3 protein-coding genes are annotated in these 4,052 nt (G+C 74.1%); all 3 read right to left on the bottom strand.

Going from position 1 to position 4,052, the window contains the following annotated elements; genetic code table 11:
• Positions 1-100: 100 nt before the first annotated feature.
• From D9R02_RS11335 to D9R02_RS11325, 3 genes are read right to left on the bottom strand one after another with little or no spacing between them, the layout of a single operon-like run.
• Entirely contained in the window at positions 101-1,288 is a 1,188-nt protein-coding gene (locus D9R02_RS11335; protein WP_259463960.1) for a DUF4097 family beta strand repeat-containing protein, read from the bottom strand.
• Positions 1,289-1,296: 8 nt separating this feature from the next.
• A complete protein-coding gene (locus D9R02_RS11330) occupies positions 1,297-1,953 on the bottom strand; it encodes a response regulator transcription factor (RefSeq protein WP_019310811.1) in 657 nt (218 codons plus the stop codon).
• Position 1,954: 1 nt separating this feature from the next.
• Positions 1,955-3,790, bottom strand: a complete 1,836-nt coding sequence (locus tag D9R02_RS11325) for a sensor histidine kinase (RefSeq protein ID WP_121566934.1) — start codon at positions 3,788-3,790, stop codon at positions 1,955-1,957.
• Positions 3,791-4,052: the final 262 nt, after the last annotated feature.

Below are 4,052 nucleotides of genomic sequence, written 5' to 3'. Positions count from 1 at the left end.
CTGACCAGGCGGGCCGCGGGCAGGGAAAAGCCCCGCGGCCCGCCTGGTCAGCGGTGCCGCGGGGCGCCCGTCCGGAGCCCGTACACGCCGGACGGGAGGTCTACTCGTCGCGGCCCGGGGCAGTGGAGGCCGTGGGGCTCGGGGCCGGGGAGTTCGAGGAGCGCGGGGAGCTCAGAGAACCGGGGGAGCCCTCCGTGGGCTCCTGCCAGTCGCCGTCCCACGAGTCCACGGTTCCGGCGTCCCGCACGTCCACCGGCGTCCCCTTCAGGAACAGGCAGGGCCGGCCCTTGGGGGCGGCGTCGCACGTGGCGTCCGCGTCGTACTCGGTGCTCGGCGCCCCGTCCTGGGTGGCGGTCTGCGGGCCCTCGTCCGAGCTCCACGAGTCTCCGCTGCCCCGCGAGTCTCCGGCGTACTCGGAGCCGCCGGGGGTGGTCGTGCGCGGATGGCGGGGGTCGGCAATGTCCTGCTGGCTGCCCTGCGGGTACCAGTAGTCCGCGCCGGGCATGTCCACCCCGTACGCGCCGGTGGTCGCGGTGACGGAGGTGCGCTGCGGGGCGGGGCCCTGGGCCGCGACGAGCGCCATCCCCAGGGTCACGTGGGCGTCCAGGCGGTTCTTCACGCTCACCCCGTCCAGCACCACCTGCCCGGTGGTCGCCCGGGCGTCCAGCACGGAGGCCTTGACGTCCGTGGCCGTGACCGAGCCCATCTCGGAGGTGGCGGAGACGTCCTGGTAGGTGCCCTGCACGTTCACCGCGCCGGCGGTGCTGGAGATGTCCAGGGAGGCGGCGGGGGCGTCCTGCGGGACGACCACGGAGATCTGCTGGGGGCCGGTGGCCCACGCGGACTCCTCCTGCTGCACGGCGTCCAGGCTCAGCACGCCGTTCTCGACCGTGGGGGTGATCTGGTGGTCGGGCAGCGACCAGCCGGTCTCGTGCCACTGCACCTCCACGTGCTCCACGGTGGGGCTCGTGGTGATGTTCACCGCGGCGGAGCGGGTGTCGATGCGGATCTCCTTGACGGCGGAGGTCGCGGTCCAGGATCCGTCGCGCTCCTGCGTCAGCGCGACCGCCGCCGCGGTGCCCGCCCCGGCCAGGAGCAGCCCGAGCGCGGTCAAACCGCCGATCACAGCCGTGGCCGTGTTCCACGCGCGGCGCTCGCCGCGCCCCACGGGGCGGTCGTGCGGGTGGTCCCCGCGGGGGTCGCGCGGTGGGCGGCCGTCACCGGGAAGGCCCGCGGGCGGCGTCGTCGGGGAGGAAGAGGATGAGGGTTCGGGGAATCGTGTGCTCATGACGTGTCCTAGAGAGAGTGGTCCGAGTAGCCGAGGTACTTGAGAACGGCCAGGACTCTGCGGTTGCCGGTCTCGGAGATGACGCCCAACTTGGCGAAGATCGAGCCGATGTGCTTCTCCACGGCCGACTCTGTGAGGTAGAGGTTCGCCGCGATCGAGGCGTTGGACAGCCCCTGCGCCATGAGGCCCAGCACCTCGCGCTCGCGCGGGGACAGCAGCTCCATGTCCTCGCGACGCCGCGAGCGCACCAGGATCTGGGTGAGCACCTCCGGGTCCAGCACGGTGCCGCCGGAACCCACGGTCTGCACGGATTCGAGGAACTGGTCCACGTCCGCCACACGGTCCTTGAGCAGGTAGCCCAGGCCCTCGCGACGGGACGCGATCAGCTCGGACGCGTAGCGCTCCTCCACGTACTGGGACAGCACCAGCACGGCCACCTCCGGGTGCGCGGAGCGGATCAGCACGGCGGCGCGGATGCCCTCGTCGCTGAACGTGGGCGGCAGCCGCACGTCCACCAGGGCGAAGTCCGGGCGGTGCTCCTCCATGGCCTTCACGAGGCCCTCGGCGGTGTCCGTCTCGGCCACCACCTGGTGCCCGGCGTCCGTGAGCAGGCGCACGAGCCCCGCGCGCAGCAGCACGGCGTCCTCGGCGATCACGATGCGCATCTCAGTTCTCCTCTCCCGCTGCGGGGTACGCGTTTCCGGCCGCGGGGTACGACGACGCCGCACCGCCGGTTCCCTGCCCCGACCCACCCGGTGCGCCCGGTGCGCTCGCGCCCCCGTGGTGGGCGGCGTGGTCCGTCTCAGGTGTGCTCCGCGTGGCGCGGGGCGTGGTGGCGGGGTCGGTGAGCGGCAGCTCCACGATCACCTCGGTGGGTCCACCCGCGGGGGAGGTCACGAAGAACCGGCCGCCCGCGGAGCGGATGCGGTCCTGGATCCCGGAGAGCCCTCCGCCGGGGACCACCCGGGCGCCGCCGCGGCCGAAGTCGCGCACGCCGGCCACCACCACGGCGGTGCCGGGAACGGGGCCGTCCTGGACGGACACGGCCACGTCGGCGGAGCGCGCCCCGGAGTGCTTGACGGCATTGGTGAGGCCCTCGGACACCGCGAAGTAGATCGCGGCCTCCGTGCGGGAATCCAGGCGCGGGGCCGTGACGGAGACGTCCACGGGGAACGGCGCCTGCGCGGCCACGGCGGACACGGCGGCGTCGAGCCCCCTGTCCTCGAGCACAGCGGGGTGGAACCCGCGGGCGAGGCGGCGCAGCTCGGTGATGGCGGCCTTGGTGGTGCCGTGGGCCTCGGCCACGAGCTCCTTGGCGGCCGCGGGATCGGTGTCGATCCGGGACGTGGCCATCGAGAGGTTCATGGCCACCGAGACCAGCTGCGGCTGGACGCCGTCGTGCAGGTCCCGCTCGATGCGAGAGCGCTCGGTCTCCGCGCCGCGCACGGCGGACTCCTTGGCGGCGGACTCGTGCTCCGCCTGGCGGCGGGACTCTGCGGCCTCACGGCGCAGGCGCACGGCCTCGCTCTGGCGCAGCAGCGCGGCGGACAGCGCACGGTGGGCCACCGTGGCCAGCACGCCCACCAAGATGCTCAGCAGCACCGCCGTCACGCCCAGCAGGACGAGCGCCCACTCCGGAAGGTTCCCCGCGGCGGCCATCAGCTGCCGCACCACGGAGTCCGCCGGGGCGTAGAGGGGAGCGGTGGCGAGGGCGACGCCCGCGCCCACCGTCACGTACGGCAGCAGGGCCAGCCAGCCCAGGGCGCACGTGAGCACCAGGTGGAGCACCCCGAGCCACAGGGAGCCGTCGCTGACGTCCAGCCACACCTGGTGGGGGATCCGCACCCAGTCCGTGCGCGGGCTGCGCCTGCGCCGGGGATCGCGGATGTCCAGCCCGAACGAGGAGGCGGAACGCCGCCGCTCCAGCCACACCGCGGCCACCAGCACGTAGACCGTGGCGGCCAGGACCAGCACGCCCACGCCCAGCAGCGGCACGGTCAGCACACCAACCGTCAGCAGGAAGAAGATCAGGGAGAGCAGCGCGCTGTTGAGCATCGAGTCCACCACGAGGTCCAGGCCCCCGAAGAACAGGGTCTTGGGGGAGAACGTGCGCCACTCCCGGACGGGGGCGTTCGCGGCGGGGACGCCGGAACGGCCGTCAGTAGAGGCTCCCCGCACGGCGCCGGGCACGTCCCGGTGCCGGAGGGTGCCGGTGCGCTGCTCGGCGGACCCGGCGGGTGCCGTCTCGGGCGACGACGCGTTACGCGGCGGTCGGTCCACGGGCAGGGTGCGCGTCATGGAGTCGTCGTCCAGGTCGCGCTGCGCGGCGGGGCCTACGCGGCCCGCAGTGTCGCCCGGGTGCTCAGCGGTCTCCGCACCCGGAGCGCCCGTGGCCGCGAGGGTCTGCTCGGCCGGGGGCAGGGGTCGGGTGTGCTCGGAGTCGGCGGGGAGGTGTTCGGTGGCGTCCCACGGTGGCGTGGGTTCCGGGGCTCGTGTGCTCATGGCCTCCACGCTACGGACACCACGCCGTTCAGCGCGCCAGAGCTGACCACCGGGTCCCGGTGGGGTTTTCCCCACCCCGGTGCATCCTGGTGCATCCCGGCGCACTCGGGCGCGCTCCGGCGCACCTCGGGGCGCGTCGGCCCGCCCCGTGGGTCCTCGTCCGGCCGCGACGGCCCCTGCCGGAGCTGTCCTGCCCCCCACTCGGCGCGCGGCCCCGGGCTCCCCAGCCTGTCTCTTATTCTCCTCTCCTTTCCCCCCAGAC

Origin of the sequence: Kocuria rhizophila (assembly GCF_003667225.1) — a bacterium.
GTDB classification, from domain to species: domain Bacteria; phylum Actinomycetota; class Actinomycetes; order Actinomycetales; family Micrococcaceae; genus Kocuria; species Kocuria rhizophila.
The sequence above is the reverse complement of the archived record's forward strand: the minus strand, read 5'-3'. Positions and strand labels throughout refer to the sequence as shown.

What these genes read in the sequence shown, in the direction of transcription:
- D9R02_RS11335 (WP_259463960.1), bottom strand. Translation starts at nt 1,288, where the DNA reads ATGAGCACACGATTCCCCGAACCCTCATCCTCTTCCTCCCCGACGACG.
- D9R02_RS11330 (WP_019310811.1), bottom strand. Translation starts at nt 1,953, where the DNA reads ATGCGCATCGTGATCGCCGAGGACGCCGTGCTGCTGCGCGCGGGGCTC.
- D9R02_RS11325 (WP_121566934.1), bottom strand. Translation starts at nt 3,790, where the DNA reads ATGAGCACACGAGCCCCGGAACCCACGCCACCGTGGGACGCCACCGAA.